The organism is Paragemmobacter amnigenus (assembly GCF_009908265.2).
In the GTDB taxonomy this organism is placed as follows: Bacteria; Pseudomonadota; Alphaproteobacteria; order Rhodobacterales; family Rhodobacteraceae; genus Paragemmobacter; species Paragemmobacter amnigenus.
The window spans coordinates 16103-32922 of sequence record NZ_JAAATX020000015.1 but is presented as its reverse complement, the minus strand read 5'-3'; the positions used below and the strand labels follow the sequence as shown (position 1 = coordinate 32922).

Genomic DNA, 16820 nt, shown 5'->3' with positions numbered 1-16820 from the left:
TGCGATGAACAAGGCGGTGACGGACGGGCTGGTGCTGATGCCTCCGGCTTTCGAGGCGGGGCTGAACCTGTGGTCGCGCGAGGACGGGCGGCCGGGGCAGGGGTCATGGGCGAACCAGCCCAATGCGGCCTTTGTTCCGGCGGATCAGGATTTCGGCGGCTGTCTGGAAATCCAGAAGACGGCGGCGACGACCAAGCTGCGCTGCTTCCAGCAGATCCCCTGCCAGCCGGGGATGTATCTGCGCGTGACGGCGCGGGTGAAGTGCCTGTCGGGGGCGCTGCCCGAGGTGCGGATCGCGGGCTATGCTGCGGCGGCGAACGGGTCGAATGTCGCGGCGGCGGTTCAGACGGGGCCGAGCGTCGCGCTGCCGGGATACGGGCAGGTGGTGACGGTTAGTGCCATCATCGGGTCGGGCAACCGCGGCGGCGTGGGCATGGTCTGGGGCACGGCGCCGGTTTACGGGCATCTGGGCATCGACCTGACGGGGCCCAATGGCGGGATCGTGCGGATCGACGACATCACGGTCGAGGATGTGACGGGCGTCTTTCTGCGGAACATGCTGACATGGGTCGATGTGCGCGATTATGGCGCGCGGGGTGACGGGGTGGCGGATGACACGGCGGCCTTCGTCGCGGCGGATCAGGCGGCGGGGCAGGGGCAGCGGTCGGTTCTGGTGTCGGCGGGCACATACCGGCTGACGGGGAATGTCACCTTTGCCAGCGATGTGCGGTTCGAGGGCACGGTGACCATGCCCGACACGGCGCGTCTGGCCTGTACGCGCAATTTCGACATGAACACCTATACCGCCGCCTTCGGCAGCGAGGAGACGGGGTTCCGCAAGGCGGTTCAGGCGCTGTTCGCCTTTACCGACCATGCGGAACTGGACCTGTCGGGGCGGCGGATCGCGCTGGCCGCGCCGGTGGATGTGGCGGCGCTGGCGGGGCTGACGAATTATCAGGTGCGCCGCGTGATCCGGAACGGCCAGCTCGAGGCGGTGGCGGGCGCGGCATGGACGCCTGCGGTGACGACATCGGTCGCCACCTATGCGACGAGCCAGCCGACGCGGCTGACGGCGGTGGCCAATGTGGCCAATATCCTGCCCGGTTCGCTGGTCACGGGAACGGGTGTCGGGCGCGAGGTCTATGTCCGGTCGGTCAATGTGGCGGGCGGCACGGTGGAGCTGAGCCAGCCGCTGTTCGCGGCGGCGGGGACGCGGACCTTCACCTTCCAGCGGTTCCGCTATCTGGTCGATCTGAGCGGGTTCGAGAACCTTGGGCGGCTGGAGCTGCGGAGCCTCGACTTTGACTGCGGCGGGATCGCGAGCGGGCTGATGCTGCCGCGCATCGGGCTGGCCTTGCAGGTGGAGCAGTGCAATTTCAGCCGCCCGAGGGATCGCGGCATCACCTCGACCGGGACGGGCTGTCAGGGGTTCATGCTGGACCGCTGCAACTTTCTGTCGAACGAGCAGGATGTGGTGGTGCAGGACCGCACGACCATCGCGCTGAACGTCAATGCCAACGATGCCAAGATCAGGGGCAACCGGATCGTGCGCTTTGCCACATTCGCGGTGATGGCGGGGACGGGGCACATGCTGATCGGCAACCACTTCTTTCAGGGGGACAACACGACGGACGGGACGCGGCGAGCCGGGGTGGTGCTGACCACGACCAATGTGAAGACGCTGTTCACCGGCAATTACATCGACAACAGCTTCATCGAATGGTCGAACGAGCATGACGCCAACCCTGCCTTCAGCAGCGGGTTTTCCTTCGGGGGGCTGACGATCACGGGCAACATCTTTACCGTCAACGATGTGGCGTCGCATTTCCGCTGGATCGTGGTGACGCCGCGCGGGGCGGGGCATTACCTGCACGGGCTGTCGGTGACGGACAATGTGTTCCGCACGCTGAACGGCAATATCGACCGGGTCGAGAAGGTGGATGATACCTTTGCCACGCTGGATGGCGGGCGCTGCCGCGTGGTGGAATTCGCGCAGAACGCCTTTCACGGGGTGTCGCAGATCACGGTCAGTCCGCTGGTGATCCAGCACGATCAGGCGAGCGTGGCGGATACATGGACGGTCGAGGCGGGGCCCTTCATGCCCTTTGGCGGCTGGGCGCGCAATGTGACGGGGCTGGTGGCCGAGGGGGCGATCACCAATGCGTCGAATGTGACGCAATGGGCGATGCCCAATGTCCTGACCGAGCGGGGGGCGGCCAAGACGCAGGTGCAGTTGCGCTGGCCCGCGGCGGTGAAGGGGCGGGTGCTGGCGACGGTGCGTTGCGACAACCCGATCTGAGGCCGGTCAGCGCAGGTCTTCCGGTGCAAGCCGGAAGGCCCGCGCGAAGCCGCCGTTCAGGAGCGCCGAGACGGGGGCAAAGCGGACGAAGGCGAAATCGGCAAAGTCGATGTAGAGCTTTGCCTTGGGGTGATGCGCGAGCCAGTGGTCGCGGATCGCGGGGCGGGCGGGGTCGTCGGGGGCGATGAACTCTGCCCGCGCCTTGACCATCAGGCGGGGATGGGTGAGGGGGTCGCCCTTTTCCCCCGCCTCGCCCAGCAAAAGCGCGCAGGCGGGGTGGGCATGCAGGGCGGCGTGATGGGGGGCGAGCGCCGAGACGAGGGTCAGGAGCGCGCCGTCGGGGCCGCGGCCAAAGGCGATACGGCTGATGCCGGGGGTGCCGTCGGCGGGGTCGGTCACGGCAAGCGCGGCATGGGTCGCGCCGTCGATCAGGCGGCGGGCCAGCGCGCGGGCCTCGTCATCGGGGGCGGCGACGGGATCGGGGCGGGTGGTCATGCGGCGTTCCGGTGATTGACAGCGGGCAGGGTGCGGGCGTTGAGTGGGCGCGTTCCCGAAGGGCTAGTGCCGGACCATGACAGACGCAAGCCATCCTGCCCAGACTGCCGAATTCCTGCCCAAGATCGTGACGGTGCTGCGCGAGGGCTATACGTCGCGCGACCTGAGGGCGGATGCGCTGGCGGGGTTGACGGTGGCGATCGTGGCGCTGCCTTTGTCCATGGCGATCGCCATCGCCAGCGGCGTGGGGCCGGAGCGGGGGCTTTACACCACCATCGTGGGCGGGTTCCTCGTATCGCTTCTGGGCGGAAGCCGGTTCCAGATCGGGGGGCCTGCGGGGGCGTTCATCGTGCTGGTGTCGGCCTGTGTCATGGCGGTGGGGGTGGAGGGGCTGATCCTTGCCACCTTCCTGTCGGGCTTCCTGCTGATGGCGGCGGGGGTGTTGCGGCTGGGCACCTATATCCGCTTCATCCCCTATCCGGTGACGGTGGGCTTCACCGCCGGAATCGCGGTTATCATCTTTGCCAGCCAGATCCGCGACCTGTTCGGACTGACGCTGGCGGGGCCGGAACCGGGCGAGATCGTGGGGAAGATCGAGACGCTCTGGGCGGCGCGGGGGACGGTGACATGGGCCGCGGTGGCGGTGGCGCTGGGTGTGGTCGCGGTCATACAGGGGATCAAGCGCTGGCGTCCCGGCGCGCCGGGGATGTTGCTGGCGGTGGTGCTGGCGTCGGTTGCGGTGGCAGGGCTGGGGCTGGAGGTGGAGACCATCGGGTCGAAATTCGGCGCGCTGCCCAACCTGCCGCCCGCGCCCGCGCTGCCGGTGCTGGACGGTGCGGCGATGATGGCGGCGCTGCCATGGGCGGTGAGTTTCGCGCTGCTGGGGGCGATCGAATCGCTGCTCTCTGCCGTTGTGGCGGATGGCATGAGCGGGGCGCGCCATCGCAGCAACGCCGAACTGGTGGCGCAGGGGGCGGCGAATGTGGGATCGGCGCTGTTCGGCGGGTTCTGCGTGACGGGGACCATCGCGCGGACGGCGACGAACGTGCGCGCAGGGTCGCGCGGGCCGGTGTCGGGGATGCTGCACGCGCTCTTCGTGCTGGGCTTCATGCTGGTGGCGGCGCCCTTGGCGGGGTTCATCCCGCTGGCCGCGCTGGCGGGGGTGCTGGCGGTGGTGGCGTGGAACATGGCCGAGAAGGAGGAGTTCTGGCACCTTTTGCGGTCGAGCCGCGCGGATGCGCTGGTTCTGGTCGTGACCTTCCTTCTGGTGGTGTTCCGCGACCTGACGGAAGGGATCGTGGTGGGCTTTGCGCTGGGCGGGCTGGTCTTTATCGCGCGGATGTCCGAGGCGGCGGAGGTGGCGGGCGCGGAGGCGCCGGATGTGACGGGCGACCGCGTGGTGGTGCGGCTGAGCGGGCCGTGGTTCTTTGGCGCGGCGGCGCGTCTGGGATCGGTGCTGGAAAAGATCGCGGACCGGCCACGGGAATTCGTGGTGGATGTGTCGGAGGTGCCGATGATCGACAGTTCCGGCGCGCGGTCCTTCCTTTTGCTGGCGCGCCGGATGGCGCGGCGGGACGGGGTTCTGGTGGTGGCTGGCGCGCGCCCCGCCCTGCGCGCGGCGCTGGAGGCGCAGGGGCTGCGGGGTCTGCCGGTGCGCTTTGTCCCCGACCTGTCCGCGCTGGACTGACCGCCGGGGGTTCCACCCCCGGACCTCCGGGGTATTTGGGCCGAGATGAAGGGGCTGGTCTTCATCTCGGCCCAAATACTCTCGGGGGGTGCGGGGGGCAGACGGCCCCCCGCTGCGCCGGGTCAGGTGGCGAAGGGGTCTTCGGGGTAGATCACCCGTGTCAGGTAGAGCCCCTGCGGCGGGCAGACCGGGCCGCAGGCGGCGCGGTCGCGGGCGTCGAGCGCGGCCTTGACGTCGGCGGGCTGCCAGCTTCCCGCGCCGACGCGCTCCAGCGTGCCGACGATGGAGCGGACCTGGTTGTGCAGGAAGCTGCGCGCGCGGAGGTGGAAGCGGTATTCGGTGCCGCCGGGGACGGGGCGGGTGTCGATGGTGATTTCGTCCAGCGTCTTTACCGGCGATTTCGACTGGCAGAGGGTGGAGCGGAAGGTGGTGAAGTCGTGCTGCCCGATCAGGTGGGCGGCGGCGGCGCGCATGGCGTCCGCGTCGAGCGGGTTCAGGATGTGCCAGGCGCGGCCGCGGTCATGGGTCAGCGGCGCGCGGCGGGCGATCAGGCGGAAGGTGTAGCGCCGTTCGGTGGCCGAGAAGCGGGCGTGGAAGTCTTCGGTCACGCGGGCCGCCTTGAGGATGGCGACGGGGGCGGGTTTGAGGTGGTGGTTCAGCGCCTCGGACAGGCGGAAGGGGTCCCAGTAGCGGGCGAGGTCGGCATGGGCGACCTGCCCCGTGGCATGGACGCCCGCATCGGTGCGGCCTGCGGCGGCGATGGTGTGGGGGCGGGGTTCAAGCTTTGCCAGTGCATCCTCGACCGCCTGCTGGACGGAGGGCTGGCCCTGCGACTGGCGCTGCCAGCCGTTGAAGGGCGTTCCGTCGTAGTCGATGAGGAGGGCGAAGCGGGGCATGGGGTGGGGTTAGCCCATGCGGGCGGGGTTTGTCCATTGTGCAGGCCGGTGGCTACACAAGCGGGCGGGGGGTGATTATGTTCGCGGGGACGGAAGGGGACTGACTTGGTTCTTGCATCCATTACCGACGGGATCACCCGTGGCATCGAGGGGGCGGCGGCGTCCGTCTCGGGCGCGTTGTTCGAGCCGGTCGTGCGGCTGGGCGTGACGGGGTTGAGCCGGGCGGGAAAGACCGTCTTTATCACGGGGCTGGTGGCCAATCTGCTGGATCGCGGGCGGATGCCGCAACTTCGCGCCCATGCGGAGGGGCGGATCGAGGCGGTGTGGTTGCAGCCGCAGCCCGATGTGACGCTGCCGCGCTTTGACTATGAGGGGCATCTGGCCGCGCTGACGGGAGATGCGCCGCATTGGCCCGAAAGCACGCGGGCGGTGTCGGAGTTGCGGCTGTCCTTCCGCGTGCGGCCCGAAGGGTGGCTGGCGGGGCTGGCGGGGCCGCGGGTGGTGCATCTGGATATCGTGGATTATCCCGGCGAATGGCTGCTGGATCTGGCGCTGTTGGACAAGTCCTATGCCGACTGGTCCGAGGAGGTGCTGGCGCGGCTGGCCAGGCGGGCGGAGGGGGCGGAGTTTCTGGCCACCGCGCGGGCCGAGGACGGGGCGCTGCCCTTTGACGAGGGGCGGGCGCGGGCTTTGGCTGCGCTGTTCACGGACTATCTGGCAGGGGCGCGGCAGGCGGGGTGGGCGGATTGCACGCCGGGGCGGTTCCTGCTGCCCGGCGATCTGGCGGGGTCGCCCGCGCTGACCTTCGCGCCCTTGCCGCAACCTGCGGACATCCCGCGCGGGTGTCTGTGGCGCGAGATGGAGCGGCGGTTCGAGGGATACAAGGCCAAGGTGGTGCAGCCCTTCTTCCGCGCGCATTTCGCGCGGATCGACCGGCAGGTGGTGCTGGCCGATGTGCTGGGCGCGATCCATGCGGGGCCGCAGGCTCTGGAGGATTTGCGGCGGGTGATGGCGGATGTGCTGGGCGCGTTCCGGCCGGGGCGGAACTGGTGGCTGACCGCGCTGCTGGGCGGGCGGCGGGTGGAGCGTATCCTGTTCGCCGCGACCAAGGCGGACCATCTGCACCACGCGCAGCACGCGGCGCTGGCGGGGATCATGGAGGCGATGCTGCGCGAGGCGAAGGATCGGGCGGAATTCGCGGGTGCGCTGACGGGGGCGATGTCGCTGGCGGGGTTCCGCGCGACGGTGGAGGAGACGGTGACGCGGGGTGGCGTGGCGCAGGACTGCGTGAAGGGGCGGCTGGCGGACGGGCGGGTGGTGGCGATGTATCCCGGGCGGTTGCCCGACGATCCGGCGCGGCTGCTGTCGCCCGCGCGGCAGGGGGCGGAGCGGTGGCTGGAGGCGGAGTTCGGGATGATGTCCTTCGAGCCACCCTTGCGGATGGCGCGGCGGGCGGGCGAGGGGTTGCCCCATATCCGGCTGGACCGCGCGGTGGAGTTTCTGCTGGGGGACCGGCTGTGAGCGGGGACAAGCCCTTCGTCATCGAGATGGAGGCGGGGGTGGACCCGTCCTTTGACCCCGCGCTGGCCCCTGCGGTGCCCGAGGTGCTGCCTGACGGGCGCGCGATGCAGGCGGCGGTGCGGATCGGGGCGGGGCGGCGGCGGTCGGCGCTGGGGCGGTTCGCGGTCTGGGCCTTTGGCGCGCTGTTTTCCTTCGTGCTGTCGGTGGCGGCGTGGGAGTTCGTGACGGGTTTGCTGGCGGCCAATACCGCGCTGGGTTTCGTGGCGTTGGGGCTGGTGGGGCTGGCGGTGCTGGCGGCGCTGCTGTTGGCCTTGCGCGAGGCGGCGGGGTTTGCGCGGCTGGCGCGGCTGGACGGGCTGCGGGCGCGGGTGGCGGGGGCCGTCACGCTGGCCGAGGCGCGGGGGGTGCTGGGCGCCTTGCGCGGGCTTTATGGCGGGCGGGCCGACATGGGCTGGGCCGTGGCGCGGCTGGCCGAGCGCGAGGGGGATGTGCTGGATGCCGACGCCCTGATCCGCTTGGCGGAGGTGGAGCTGATGGGGCCGCTGGACACTGCTGCGCGGGCCGAGGTGGAGCAGGCGGCGCGGCAGGTGGCAACGGTGACGGCGCTGGTGCCGCTGGCGCTGGCGGATGTGGCGATGGCGCTGGTGGCCAATCTGCGGATGGTGCGGCGGATTGCGGAAATCTATGGCGGGCGGGCCGGAACGCTGGGGTCGATGCGGCTGATGCGGCGGGTCTTCGGGCATCTGGTGGCGACGGGGGCGGTCGCGCTGACCGATGATCTGATCGGGTCGGTGGCGGGGGGCGGGGTGCTGGCCCGCCTGTCGCGGCGGTTCGGCGAGGGGGTGGTGAATGGCGCGCTGACGGCGCGGGTGGGGGTGGCGGCGATGGAGGTGTGCCGCCCGATGCCCTTTGCCGCGCTGGCCAGGCCCGGGGTGACCGAGACGGTGGGGCGGGCGCTGGCGGGGCTGGTGCGGCGCGAGGATGACGGGGGGAAGGTCTGAGCCGTCGCAAAGGGGGGCTTTGCGCCCCCCTTGGACCCCCCGCAGGATATTTGTGAACAGATGAAGGGGCGGGCCGGGGGTCAGAGACCGGCCGCGATCTTGCGGAAAAGCGCGATGTTGGCGGCGGCGACGCCGTCATCTTCGAAGCCGCGGTCGGCGGCGTTGACGGCGATGACGATGTTGCGGGCGCGGTCGATCCAGATGTACTGGCCGTAGATGCCTTGGGCGTTGACTTCGCCCGGGGTGGCGCCGTCGGCGATCCACCACTGGTAGCCGTAGCCCGCGCCGTTCGGGGCGGAAGGGGTGGTGGAGGCGTCGACCCAGTCGCGCGGGACGATCTGGCGGCCCTGCCATGCCCCCCCTTGCGCGATCATCTGGCCGAAGCGGGCGTAGTCGCGGGTGGTGAGGTTCAGGCCGCCGAGGACGAAGGTGGTGCCATAGCCGTCGGTCAGGTAATAGGGCGCGCGTTCGAGGCCCAGGGGGGCGAGGATGTGGTGTTCGAGGAGGTCGGGGATATCCTCGCCCGTGGCGCCGCGGATGATCATGCCGAGGACGTGGGTGTCGATGGAGACGTAGTGCCAGCGGGTGCCGGGATCGGCGGCGCGGTCCTTCAGGCTGGCGGCGAAGGCGTCCATCGACCGGCCCAGCGCAAGGACGCGGCCCATGCGGTTAATGTCGGACCAGAAGTCCATGTAATCCTCGTTGAACGCCACGCCCGAGGACATGGTCAGGATGTGGCGCACGGTGGTGCCGTCATAGGCGGTGCCCTTCAGGGCCGGGACGTATTGCGTCACGGGGTCGTCGAGGCCGATCTTCCCTTCGGCATGGAGGATGCCGAAGAGGGCGGAGAGGAAGCTTTTCGCCACGCTCCACGAGATGCGGAGGTCGTCGGGGGTGGTGCCCTGATGGTAGCTTTCGTGGACGATCCGGCCGTCTTTCAGGATGACGAGGGCGGTCACGTTGCGGGCGGTGATCCAGTCTGCGACTTCGGGCGGGAGGGGGGCGGCGGGGCCTTCGGGCAGCGGACTGACGGGGCCGTCGCCGCGCGAGAGGGGGCGGGTGAGGAAGAGGTCGCCCATATGCGAGAAGTTGTGGACGATGTGGTCCGGGGCGAAGAGGGAGTTCACGGCCATGAGGCGGGTGATCTCTTCGCGTTTCCAGAGGGCGGCGGCGGCGAGGAGGATCAGGAGGACGGCGAGCAGGCGGACGAGGCGGCGCATGGCGGTTCCTTTGGGCGGTTGGCACAGGGGTGCCATGCGGCGGGCGGCTTTGCCAAGCGGTCTGTCGGATGGGCAATAGTGCCCTTCCTGCGGGTGGGTCAGCGGAACTTGTCCATCAGTTTCTGCATGGCGGTGCGGGTGTCTTCGGGGGCGGGGTCGGCGGCGGCGGCGGGTTTTGAGGCCTTCTCCGGCGTTCCGGTGGAGGAGCGGGGCGGGGCGGTGCGGAGCGCCACGGCGTTCATGAAGCGGGCGGCGTCGCCGTCGGCGAGGGCGGGGGCGCCGTCGGAGAGGCCGCGCAGCAGGTCGTCGAGCCAGTCCTGATCGGCCTTGGCGAAGTCGTGCAGCACATAGGCCGCCACCGCGTCCTTGTGGCCGGGATGGCCGATGCCGAGGCGGATGCGGGCGTAGGCATCGGTGCCGAGGTGCTGGTGGATGGAGCGCAGGCCGTTGTGGCCCGCATGGCCGCCGCCCGCCTTCACGCGGCATTTGCCGGGGGCGAGGTCCAGCTCGTCATGGAACACCGTGATGTCGGCGGGGGCGAGCTTGTAGAAATCCATCGCCGCGCGGACGCTTTCGCCCGAGAGGTTCATGAAGGTCGCGGGTTTGAGGAGCAGCACCTTCTCCGCCCCGAGGCGGCCTTCGCAAAGTGTGCCCTTGAAGGCGGATTTCCACGGCGAAAAGCCGTGGTCGGCAGCGATGCGGTCCAGCGCCATGAAGCCGATATTGTGGCGGTTGCCCGCATATTTCGCCCCCGGATTGCCGAGGCCCACAAACAGTTTCATGGCCGCACCTTCCCTGTTCCGCGCCAAGGACCATTGCCGCAGGCGGGCGGGCCGTGCAAGCCTTGCGGGCGAGGCAGGGAGGCGCGCGTGCGGTATACGGTTGTCTGTTCGGTGAAGGACGAGGGGCCGTTTCTGGTGGAATGGGTCTGCTGGCAGCGGATGCTGGGCTTTACCGATGTGGTCGTGGTGACGAATGATTGCACCGACCGGTCGCCCGCCCTGCTGGATGCGCTGGAGGCGGCGGGATGGGTCAGGCATCTGCGCCATGACGTGCCGGACCGCAAGAACATCACCGCGCGCAAGCTGGCCGCGGCCAAGGAGTTGCCCGAGGTGGCGGGGGCGGACTGGGTCATGGTGGCGGATGTGGACGAGTTTCTGGTCGTCCATGCCGGGGCGGGGAAGCTGGCCGATCTGCTGGACGTGCCGGGGCGGCCGTTCCTTGGCATGTCAATCCCGTGGCGGATCTTCGGCACCTCGTGGCGCAAGACGTGGGAGGACGGGCTTTTGCACCGGCAGTGCCTGCGGGCGGGGGTGGCGGGCGGGCGGATGAACGGCTGGGTCAAGTCGATCCACCGCAAGCCCGACTGGTTCGGCAAGCTGGGGGAACATTCGCCCAAGCGGCTGCGCCCGCGGCGGATGGCGGAGTGGGGCAGCGAGGGGATGATCTGGGTGAACCCTGCGGGGGCCGAGGTGACGGGATGGACGCCCGAGGGGGACAGTCTGCGTATCCTGCCCGAGGGATTGCAGGGCTGGGAGGTGGCGCAGGTCAACCATTACATGCTGCGCTCGGCCGAGAGTTTCAGCCTGAAGCGGGGGACGCTGTCGCCGGTGGCGGGCAAGGACCGCTATACCACGGCCTATTACGACCGTGCCGAGCAGAACGCGGTCGAGGACAGGAGCGCGCTGCGCCATGCGGCGGAGTTCGACGCGCTGCACGCGCAGGCGATGGCCCTGCCGGATGTGCGGCGCCTGCACCATCTGGCCTGTGCGGATTACGTGCGGCGGCTGGCCGAAAAGGCGGGGCGGGTGGCCGAGGACGACCCGCGGCTGGCGCATCATCTGGCGGCGGCGGGGGAATGAGAAAGGGCGCGTCCGGTGGCCGGACGCGCCCCTGTCTGTTCACCTGATCCGAGGGATCATTCCGACGCGGCGAGGCCCGACGGAGCGGCGATGTTCGCGATCACGAAGTTGCGCGCGATCGTGGGCTTCACGCCATTCGGCAGGGTCACATCGTTGATGTGGATCACGTCGCCGATCTGCTTGCCGGTCAGGTCCACGGTGATGTGGTCCGGAATGTCGCCGGCCACCACTTCGAGTTCCACTTCCGGACGCACGACGGTCAGGGTGCCGCCACGCTTGAGCCCCGGCGACGCTTCGTGGTTTTCGAAGGTCACGTGGATGAAGAGGTTGATGCGCGATTCGTCGTGGATCCGCATGAAGTCGACATGGGTCGGAAGATCCTTGACCACGTCGCGCTGCACGCCGCGGCAGATCACGTGCACTTCCTCGCCGCCTTCGACCTTGAGGTTGAAGAGGGTCTGGAGGAAGCGGCCCTGACGCAGGCGCTTCAGCAGGTAGTTGTAGTTCAGGTTGATCGGCGTCGGCTCTTTGCCATCGCCATAGATGATGCCGGGTACGTTGCCCTCACGACGGGCTTGACGGGCGGCCCCCTTGCCTGTCCCCGTCCGCACCACAGCCTGAAGATCGGGGATCTCGCGAGCCATAGTCATTCTCCATGTATAGGTCCGCCGCCCTCCAAGGGTGTGCGGCGCGACCGGGGGGCTATAGCCGCGATTCGCCATGAAGGAAAGGGGAAATCGGGTCGCCCGTGGCGTGGGCGGGGTCGGTGGCGGGCTTGCCGCAGGGGGCGGGGCAGGCTAGCTGGATAGGGCAGGAGAACCCCCATGTCCATCGCTTCCACCCTTGTCGTGGCGCGCGCGCCCGTTGCCGCCTTTGCCGCGATGGGCGTGCTGTGGGGCACGTTTGCCGCCGTGCTGCCGGACCTGAAGGCGCAGCTGGGCGTGGACGAGGCGCGGCTGGGGCTGATCATGCTGCCCACGCCGCTGGCCGCGGTGACGGCGATGCTGCTGTCGCCGGTGATCGGGGCCATGCTGGGGCGGGTGGCGCTGCCGGTGGCGGCGCTGCTGATGGCGGCGGCCTTTGCGCTGCCGGGGCAGGCGCATCAGGTCTGGGTCTTTCCGCTGGCCATGATGGCCTGCGGGGGGGCGACGGGGCTGACGGATGTGCTGATGAATGCCCGCGTGGCGGCGCTGGAGAATGACCGCGGGCTGCACCTGATGAACCTGTGCCATGCGGCCTATAGCTTTGGCTATGCGGGGGGCGCGGTGACGACGGGGGTGATGCGGGGTGCGGGCTGGTCGCCGGACTGGGTGATGGGTAGCTGCGCGGTGCTGGCGGGGCTCTTCGCGCTGATGACGGTGGAGCGGGACGGGACGATCCACGGGTTGCGCAAGCCCAAGGACGGGACGGCGGGGCGGCTGGGGCTCATTCCGGTGATCGGGGGCGGGATCGTGCTGATCGCCTTCCTGACCGAAAACGCGGCCGAGAACTGGTCGGCGCTGCATATCGAGAAGACGCTGGGCGGGCGGCCCGAAGAGGGCGCGATGGGGCCTGCGGTGCTGGCGCTGACCATGGGTTTCGCGCGGCTGGCGGGGCAGGGGATCGTGCAGAGGGTCGATCCGTTCCGCCTGCTGATGGGGGGGGCGGTGCTGTCGGCCTGCGGGGCGCTGGTGGCGGCGGGGGCGGTGTCGCCCGCCATGGCCTATGCGGGGTTCATCGTCATGGGGATCGGGTCGTCGGTGATCGCGCCCACGGCCTTCTCCCTTGTCGGGCGGCTGGCGGACCCTGCCTCGCGGGCGCGGGCCATCGCGCGGGCGACGCTTTTGGGCTATTTCGGCTATTTCTTCGGGCCGCCCGCGCTGGGCTTCCTTGCCGGTGCCTTCGGGCTGCGCTTTGCCTTCGTCTTTGCGGCGGCGATGCTGCTGGCGGTGCTGGTGCTGGCCCCGCTGATGGCGCGGCAGCGCACGGCAGAGGCCTGAGCGCGACCGAGGGCTGTTGCGGGCGCGGGGGTCAGAGGAAGTCGCCCTCGAAATCGCGCGGGATCAGCAGGTTGTGGCGGCCGAGATTGGCCACGTTCTTTTCCCCGCAGAGCGCCATGGTGATGTCGAGTTCCTTGCGGATCACCTCGAGCGCCGTGGTCACGCCCGCCTCGCCCATGGCGCCCAGACCGTGGATATAGGCGCGGCCGATCATGGTGCCTTTTGCCCCCAGCGCCAGCGCCTTGAGCACGTCCTGACCGGAGCGGATGCCGCTGTCGAGGAAGACTTCGGTCCGGTCGCCCACGGCGCGGACGATGCGGGGAAGCATGCGGATCGAGGAGAGCGCGCCGTCGAGTTGGCGGCCGCCGTGGTTCGAGACGATGATCGCATCCGCGCCGAAATCCGCCGCCGCGCGGGCGTCATCCTCGTCGAGGATGCCTTTCAGGATCAGCTTGCCGCCCCACTGGTCGCGGATGCGGGCGATCTTTTTCCAGTCGAGTTCGGGGTCGAACTGTTCGTTCGTCCAGCTCATCAGGCTGGAGAGGTCGCCCACGCCCTTGGCATGGCCCACGATGTTGCGGAAGGTGCGGCGCGGGGTGCCCAGCATTTCCAGCGACCATTGCGGGCGGATTGCCATGTCGAGGATGTTCCGCAGGGTCAGGCGGGGCGGGGCGGAAAGGCCGTTCTTCAGATCCTTGTGCCGCTGGCCGAGGATTTGCAGGTCGAGCGTCAGGACGAGCGCCGAGCAGCCCGCCTTGCGCGCGCGTTCGATGGCGCTGTCGACGAATTCCTCGTCCTTCATGACGTAGAGCTGGAACCAGAAGGGGCGGGTGGTGTGTTCCGCGATATCCTCGATCGAGCAGATGGACATGGTGGAGAGGGTGTAGGGCACCCCGAATTTCTCGGCCGCGCGGGCGGCCTTGATCTCGCCATCGGCCCTTTGCATGCCGGTCATGCCGACGGGGGCGAGGGCCACGGGCATGGCCACCTGTTCGCCGATCATGGTGCTGTCGGTGCGGCGGCCCAGCATGTCGACCGCGACCTTCTGGCGGAGGCGGAGCTTTGCGAAGTCGGTCGTGTTCTCGCGGAAGGTCTGTTCGGTGTAGCTGCCGCTTTCGCAATAGTCGTAGAACATCTTGGGCGTGCGGCGCTTGTGCAAGCGCTTGAGGTCGTCGATGCAGGTGATGACGGGCATGGGGGCCTCCGGCGGGATTGGTTGGGTTTGCTTACCAATGGGGCCGTGATCCGGCAAGTGCGGCGAGGTCCGGTGCGGTGTCGCACCAGACGGTGCGGGGTGGCACGGGGATTGCAGGGAAAGGTGCGATGTCCCGATCCGGAGTTTCGCCATGACCGATCCGCTGCGCCCTGTCCTGTCGCTGTTCGCGGCCGTTTCCGCCGCGCATCATGCCGCGCAGCGCCTGCTGGAGGCGCGGCTGCCCAAGGGGGTGAGCGGGGCGCAATTCGCCGTGCTGGACCGGCTGGCGCGGCTGGGCGAGGGGCAGACGCCCGTGTCGGTGGCGGCGGCCTTCGGCTGGCCAAAGACCAGCATGTCGCACACGGTGGCGGTGATGGAGGCGCGGGGTCTGGTGCGGCTGGAGCCCAATCCGCGCGACGGGCGGTCGAAATGCCTGTGGCTGACGCCCAAGGGGCGGACGCTGGCGGCACTGGGCCGTGCGGCGGTGGAGGGCGATCTGGAGCAGGTCGCGGCGCTGGCGGATGAGGAGGAGGTGGCGCGGCTGGCGGGGGACCTGCTGTCGCTGGCGGCGCGGCTGTCGGATCAGCGGCGGTTTCCGGATGCGGCGTGAGGCGGGTGGTGCGTGTGGCGTGGTGGGCGGGGCGTGTGGCGGGGTGAACCCCGCCCTACGGGTCGGCGCGGTTGTCGGGCGGCGGCGTGTCAGAGGGGCGTCACGCGGCCGATCAGGGCGGCCTGTCCGTGGCGGGTGCCTGTGGCGTCGGTCACGGTCCAGAGAACGGTTTGCGAGATGCGGAAGCGGCGGCCTGTCGCGCTGATGCGGATGCCTTCGTAGCCGTCGACCCATCCCTGTTGCAGGGCGCGGGCGAGAAGGGCGCTGCGGTCGGTCTGGATGCCCGTGTCGGCCTCGGCCGAGTGGCGCGAGGGGAGGCGGGTGAAGGCGTACCAGTCCATTTCCCACAGCGACAGCGCGGCGCGGTTGGCGTGGCGGAAGACGGGGTCGGGTTCGGTGCCGTGCGAGACGAGGGGGCGCGCCATGTCCCAGAGCGCGGCGGCAAGGGCGGCATCGGGCAGGGCGGGGTCGGCCATGGCATGGCCGGTCAGGCGGTGCAGGCTTTCGACCAGAAGGCGGGCATAGGCGATGGCGGCGGGCTGTTGCCAGCCTGCGCCGCCGTCTGCCCGCAGGGGATCAGGCGGCGTGGGCGCCACCGGCAAGCGCCGCGACATTGGCCAGAACCTCGGCCACGGGTTTGCCCGAGCCGATATCCTTGACGATGGCCGAGCCTACGACGCAGCCATCCGCGACCGAGGCGATGGCGCGGGCGGCTTCGGGCGTGGTGATGCCGAAGCCCACGATGACGGGCAGGTCGGTCGCGGCCTTGATGCGGGCGACTTCGGGGCCGACATCGGTGGCCTGCGCGGCGGCGGCCCCCGTGATGCCGGTGATCGAGACGTAATAGACGAAGCCCGAAGTGTTTTGCAGCACCTTGGGCAGGCGCTTTGCATCGGTGGTGGGCGTGGCGAGGCGGATGAAGTTCAGACCGGCCTTCTGCGCGGGGATGCAGAGTTCGTCATCTTCCTCGGGCGGCAGGTCGACGATGATGAGGCCGTCGATGCCTGCCTCTTTCGCCTCTGCCACGAAACGGTCGACGCCGCGGGAATAGATCGGGTTGTAATAGCCCATCAGGACGATGGGCGTGGTGGCATCGCCCTTGCGGAAGGCGCGGACCATGTCGAGGATGGCGTCGGTCGTCATGCCCTGTTCCAGCGCGCGCTGGCCGGCAAGCTGGATCGTCGGGCCGTCGGCCATGGGATCGGTGAAGGGCATGCCGAGTTCGATGATGTCCACGCCCGCCGCGGGCAGGCCCTGCATCACGGCAAGCGAGGTGGCCGCGTCGGGATGGCCGCCCATGATGTAGCTGACGAAGGCCTTTTTGCCGCTGGCGCGCAGGCGCGCGAAGGTGGCGTCGATTCTGGTCATGGCTGGCCCCGTCCCCTTTGTCCGTTCCGGCGGTTTTGCAGGACAGGCGGGGAAAGATCAATGGGCGGCGGGCTGTGCGGCAGGCGTCGGCAGCGGGGGTTTCACACCCCCGCCGCCATCGGTCGGGCGACCGATGGCTTCCCCCGTGGAGTATTTGGGCCGGGATGAAGGGGGGGCGGCCCTCAGGCGTCGGCGGTGGGGTCGAGCGGGTCTTCGGGCGGGAGGGTGATCATCCAGTGGGTGCCGAAGCGGTCCTTCACCATGCCGAAGCCTTGCGAGAAGAAGGTGGGGCCATAGGGCAGGACCGGTGCGCCGCCGTCGCCCAGTTTCGCGACCCAGTCGCGGGCGGTGGCGTCGTCGGGGGCGGTGAGCATGAGGGAGACGGCAGCCTGCGCGTCGCCCGCGACACCGGGCGGGAAGTCCGAGGCCATGAGCATCCCGTCGGGCAGCATGACCTGACCGTGGATGACGCGGTCGGGATCGGCGGGGCGGGGCATGTCGGGGGCTTCGGCGTAGCGCATGAGGTTGGGGGCGGGGGTGCCGAAGGTTTCGGCATAGAAGGCCAGTGCTGCGGCGCAGTCGCCGCGGAAGTGGAGATAGGGGATCGGCATGGCGGGGGTCCCTTTGCGGCAGGTGCCACAGGGTGCCACGGGCGGCCCGAGTCGGGGAACTTGATAAGGGCGGGGC

General features: G+C 69.6%; 16 protein-coding genes. 7 read left to right on the top strand and 9 right to left on the bottom strand.

Going from position 1 to position 16820, the window contains the following annotated elements; genetic code table 11:
* Window positions 1-4 precede the first annotated feature (4 nt).
* Window positions 5-2299, top strand: a complete 2295-nt coding sequence (locus GU927_RS18520) for a glycosyl hydrolase family 28-related protein (protein ID WP_161763889.1) — start codon at window positions 5-7, stop codon at window positions 2297-2299.
* Between the two features lie 6 nt (window positions 2300-2305).
* Here GU927_RS18520 and GU927_RS18515 read toward each other — a convergent pair whose 3' ends face one another.
* Window positions 2306-2794, bottom strand: a complete 489-nt coding sequence (locus GU927_RS18515) for a pyridoxamine 5'-phosphate oxidase family protein (RefSeq protein WP_161763888.1) — start codon at window positions 2792-2794, stop codon at window positions 2306-2308.
* Window positions 2795-2870: 76 nt separating this feature from the next.
* Between GU927_RS18515 and GU927_RS18510 the strand changes: the two genes are divergently transcribed.
* Complete coding sequence (locus tag GU927_RS18510; RefSeq protein WP_161763887.1) at window positions 2871-4481, top strand: SulP family inorganic anion transporter; 1611 nt, start codon at window positions 2871-2873, stop codon at window positions 4479-4481.
* Between the two features lie 122 nt (window positions 4482-4603).
* Here GU927_RS18510 and truA read toward each other — a convergent pair whose 3' ends face one another.
* The gene (gene truA / locus GU927_RS18505) at window positions 4604-5377 is read right to left on the bottom strand and encodes a tRNA pseudouridine(38-40) synthase TruA (RefSeq protein ID WP_161763886.1); all 774 of its coding nucleotides are present in this window, start codon (window positions 5375-5377) and stop codon (window positions 4604-4606) included.
* Window positions 5378-5482: 105 nt separating this feature from the next.
* Between truA and GU927_RS18500 the strand changes: the two genes are divergently transcribed.
* Both GU927_RS18500 and GU927_RS18495 read left to right on the top strand, forming a co-directional pair.
* A complete protein-coding gene (locus GU927_RS18500; RefSeq protein ID WP_161763885.1) occupies window positions 5483-6898 on the top strand; it encodes a YcjX family GTP-binding protein in 1416 nt (471 codons plus the stop codon).
* A 26-nt stretch (window positions 6899-6924) separates the two neighbouring features.
* A complete protein-coding gene (locus GU927_RS18495) occupies window positions 6925-7899 on the top strand; it encodes a YcjF family protein (protein ID WP_161763954.1) in 975 nt (324 codons plus the stop codon).
* 80 nt (window positions 7900-7979) lie between these two features.
* On the opposite strand, the gene GU927_RS18490 is transcribed toward GU927_RS18495, so the two are convergent.
* Together GU927_RS18490 and pth are read right to left on the bottom strand one after the other, a co-directional pair.
* Window positions 7980-9119, bottom strand: a complete 1140-nt coding sequence (locus tag GU927_RS18490) for a serine hydrolase domain-containing protein (protein WP_161763884.1) — start codon at window positions 9117-9119, stop codon at window positions 7980-7982.
* A 98-nt stretch (window positions 9120-9217) separates the two neighbouring features.
* Window positions 9218-9901, bottom strand: a complete 684-nt coding sequence (gene pth / locus GU927_RS18485; RefSeq protein ID WP_161763883.1) for an aminoacyl-tRNA hydrolase — start codon at window positions 9899-9901, stop codon at window positions 9218-9220.
* Between the two features lie 87 nt (window positions 9902-9988).
* Between pth and GU927_RS18480 the strand changes: the two genes are divergently transcribed.
* Window positions 9989-10981 carry a glycosyltransferase family 2 protein gene (locus tag GU927_RS18480; RefSeq protein WP_161763882.1) on the top strand — a complete coding sequence of 331 codons (993 nt, stop codon included), beginning with the start codon at window positions 9989-9991 and terminating at the stop codon, window positions 10979-10981.
* Window positions 10982-11037: 56 nt separating this feature from the next.
* On the opposite strand, the gene GU927_RS18475 is transcribed toward GU927_RS18480, so the two are convergent.
* Window positions 11038-11625 carry a 50S ribosomal protein L25/general stress protein Ctc gene (locus GU927_RS18475; RefSeq protein ID WP_161763881.1) on the bottom strand — a complete coding sequence of 196 codons (588 nt, stop codon included), beginning with the start codon at window positions 11623-11625 and terminating at the stop codon, window positions 11038-11040.
* Between the two features lie 180 nt (window positions 11626-11805).
* Here GU927_RS18475 and GU927_RS18470 point away from each other — a divergent pair, with 180 nt between their 5' ends.
* The gene (locus tag GU927_RS18470; RefSeq protein WP_161763880.1) at window positions 11806-12960 is read left to right on the top strand and encodes an MFS transporter; all 1155 of its coding nucleotides are present in this window, start codon (window positions 11806-11808) and stop codon (window positions 12958-12960) included.
* Window positions 12961-12991: 31 nt separating this feature from the next.
* Here GU927_RS18470 and GU927_RS18465 read toward each other — a convergent pair whose 3' ends face one another.
* Window positions 12992-14155, bottom strand: a complete 1164-nt coding sequence (locus GU927_RS18465; RefSeq protein ID WP_161763879.1) for an alpha-hydroxy acid oxidase — start codon at window positions 14153-14155, stop codon at window positions 12992-12994.
* A 151-nt stretch (window positions 14156-14306) separates the two neighbouring features.
* Here GU927_RS18465 and GU927_RS18460 point away from each other — a divergent pair, with 151 nt between their 5' ends.
* Complete coding sequence (locus tag GU927_RS18460) at window positions 14307-14765, top strand: MarR family winged helix-turn-helix transcriptional regulator (RefSeq protein ID WP_161763878.1); 459 nt, start codon at window positions 14307-14309, stop codon at window positions 14763-14765.
* Window positions 14766-14854: 89 nt separating this feature from the next.
* Here the strand turns inward: GU927_RS18460 and GU927_RS18455 are convergent, their stop codons facing one another.
* From GU927_RS18455 to GU927_RS18445, 3 genes are all read right to left on the bottom strand, one after another.
* A complete protein-coding gene (locus tag GU927_RS18455) occupies window positions 14855-15379 on the bottom strand; it encodes an MEKHLA domain-containing protein (RefSeq protein ID WP_161763877.1) in 525 nt (174 codons plus the stop codon).
* The gene (trpA, locus tag GU927_RS18450; protein ID WP_161763876.1) at window positions 15342-16133 is read right to left on the bottom strand and encodes a tryptophan synthase subunit alpha; all 792 of its coding nucleotides are present in this window, start codon (window positions 16131-16133) and stop codon (window positions 15342-15344) included. Before trpA ends, GU927_RS18455 begins: the two co-directional genes overlap by 38 nt.
* Before the next feature lie 182 nt (window positions 16134-16315).
* Complete coding sequence (locus GU927_RS18445) at window positions 16316-16744, bottom strand: VOC family protein (protein WP_161763875.1); 429 nt, start codon at window positions 16742-16744, stop codon at window positions 16316-16318.
* Window positions 16745-16820 lie beyond the last annotated feature (76 nt).

Coding starts and splice junctions, on each gene's coding strand:
- GU927_RS18520 (WP_161763889.1), top strand. CDS start 5: ATGAACAAGGCGGTGACGGACGGGCTGGTGCTGATGCCTCCGGCTTTC.
- GU927_RS18515 (WP_161763888.1), bottom strand. CDS start 2,794: ATGACCACCCGCCCCGATCCCGTCGCCGCCCCCGATGACGAGGCCCGC.
- GU927_RS18510 (WP_161763887.1), top strand. CDS start 2,871: ATGACAGACGCAAGCCATCCTGCCCAGACTGCCGAATTCCTGCCCAAG.
- truA (WP_161763886.1), bottom strand. CDS start 5,377: ATGCCCCGCTTCGCCCTCCTCATCGACTACGACGGAACGCCCTTCAAC.
- GU927_RS18495 (WP_161763954.1), top strand. CDS start 6,925: ATGGAGGCGGGGGTGGACCCGTCCTTTGACCCCGCGCTGGCCCCTGCG.
- GU927_RS18490 (WP_161763884.1), bottom strand. CDS start 9,119: ATGCGCCGCCTCGTCCGCCTGCTCGCCGTCCTCCTGATCCTCCTCGCC.
- pth (WP_161763883.1), bottom strand. CDS start 9,901: ATGAAACTGTTTGTGGGCCTCGGCAATCCGGGGGCGAAATATGCGGGC.
- GU927_RS18475 (WP_161763881.1), bottom strand. CDS start 11,625: ATGGCTCGCGAGATCCCCGATCTTCAGGCTGTGGTGCGGACGGGGACA.
- GU927_RS18470 (WP_161763880.1), top strand. CDS start 11,806: ATGTCCATCGCTTCCACCCTTGTCGTGGCGCGCGCGCCCGTTGCCGCC.
- GU927_RS18465 (WP_161763879.1), bottom strand. CDS start 14,155: ATGCCCGTCATCACCTGCATCGACGACCTCAAGCGCTTGCACAAGCGC.
- GU927_RS18460 (WP_161763878.1), top strand. CDS start 14,307: ATGACCGATCCGCTGCGCCCTGTCCTGTCGCTGTTCGCGGCCGTTTCC.
- GU927_RS18455 (WP_161763877.1), bottom strand. CDS start 15,379: ATGTCGCGGCGCTTGCCGGTGGCGCCCACGCCGCCTGATCCCCTGCGG.
- trpA (WP_161763876.1), bottom strand. CDS start 16,133: ATGACCAGAATCGACGCCACCTTCGCGCGCCTGCGCGCCAGCGGCAAA.
- GU927_RS18445 (WP_161763875.1), bottom strand. CDS start 16,744: ATGCCGATCCCCTATCTCCACTTCCGCGGCGACTGCGCCGCAGCACTG.